This window comes from Ruoffia sp. FAM 20857 (assembly GCF_045528645.1).
Taxonomy (GTDB): Bacteria; Bacillota; Bacilli; order Lactobacillales; family Aerococcaceae; genus Ruoffia; species Ruoffia halotolerans.
Genome location: NZ_JBGQRB010000126.1, coordinates 1 through 388, shown reverse-complemented (window position 1 = coordinate 388; position 388 = coordinate 1). Strand labels below are relative to the sequence as shown.

General features: G+C 36.9%; 1 protein-coding gene. It reads left to right on the top strand.

Going from position 1 to position 388, the window contains the following annotated elements; genetic code table 11:
• Positions 1 to 244: transposase (locus ACEN4N_RS11525; protein WP_407094272.1), on the top strand; the 244-nt coding region annotated here is incomplete at its 5' end.
• Between the last annotated feature and the right edge of the window lie 144 nt (positions 245 to 388).

The window sequence follows — 388 nt, the reverse complement described above, 5'->3', positions numbered from 1 at the left end:
TCATGTCAGAATGATGATTAGTCTGCTTGCATACAACCTCATCAACTGTCTAAAGACTATCGGCTTTGATAAAAAGAACCAAGGGATGACTATTCATTCAATCCGACTAACATTCCTTAAAGTCGCTAGCAAACTTGTGCAAACAGGCAGACGAGCCAATCTAAAATTGTCGAGTTATCATGTGTATCAAACTGAATTCTATAGGGTCTTCGAGTGCCTACGGCGATCCAGTCAATGGATTTAAATCAGTTATCACGTTATTTTTTTGAATCAATCGTCTACAAGGGAGAAGTATGCCTTCAAACAAACAAGAGAATCGTAAGAAGGTTCATTTAGTTAAAATCTACTTCGAGAACGCACTATTTTGTAGAAAAATTCCCAATTTTTC